Below are 836 nucleotides of genomic sequence, written 5' to 3' on the forward strand. Positions count from 1 at the left end.
GCTTCCTGGAGGCGCGCTCATGATCGGCCTCACCAACATCGAAAAGCGTTTCGGCGACAATCTCGTGCTGAAGGGCGTGACGGTCACCATCGCCGAAGGCAGCGTCACGGCGCTGGTCGGCCCTTCGGGTGGCGGCAAGAGCACGCTGCTGCGCTGCATCAACCTGCTGGAGATCCCGACATCCGGCACGGTGCGGATCGGCGACGAGACGCTCGAATTCCACCCCGGCAGCAAGGTTCCGTCCAGGGATATCCAGCGCCTGCGTCTGCAAACCGGCATGGTCTTCCAAAACTTCCAGCTGTTTCCGCATCGCACCGCGATCGAGAATGTCATGGAGGGGCTGGTGACGGTGCTGAAATGGCCAACGGAGCGGGCGCGCGAGCGGGCGCTCGCTTTGCTGGAAAAGGTCGGCATGGCACACAAGGCCGATGCTTGGCCGGCAACCCTGTCGGGCGGCCAGCAGCAGCGCGTGGCAATCGCCCGCGCGCTCGCCCCGTCGCCGAAAGTGCTGCTGTGCGACGAGCCGACCTCGGCGCTCGACCCGGAACTGGCGCAAGAGGTGGTCGACGTGCTCGGCAAGCTCGCCAGCGAAGGGACGACCATGGTGATGGCGACGCATGATCTGCGCCTCGCCTCCAAGATCGCCCAGGAGGTGGTCTTCCTCGATGCTGGCGTCATCGTCGAGAAAGGCCCGGCGGCCCTGCTGTTCGGCAATCCGGAACACCAGCGGACCAGGCGTTTCATTGCGACGCTGAAGCAAGAAGCGGAGAGGGAAGGCGGCGGCGAGGGGTAGGCGGCTACACGCTTCAGCCTATTGTCCCAGAAACAAAAAACCC

The 836-nt window shown here is 64.8% G+C and carries 1 protein-coding gene; it reads left to right on the forward strand.

The window, feature by feature from the left end:
- Nucleotides 1–19: 19 nt before the first annotated feature.
- The gene (locus tag ACXJ7R_RS34810; protein WP_457155751.1) at nt 20–793 is read left to right on the forward strand and encodes an amino acid ABC transporter ATP-binding protein; all 774 of its coding nucleotides are present in this window, start codon (nt 20–22) and stop codon (nt 791–793) included.
- The last annotated feature ends 43 nt before the right edge of the window (nt 794–836 follow it).

The sequence above is a fragment of the Mesorhizobium sp. P5_C1 genome (assembly GCF_054049815.1).

What these genes read in the sequence shown, in the direction of transcription:
- ACXJ7R_RS34810 (WP_457155751.1), top strand. Translation starts at nt 20, where the DNA reads ATGATCGGCCTCACCAACATCGAAAAGCGTTTCGGCGACAATCTCGTG.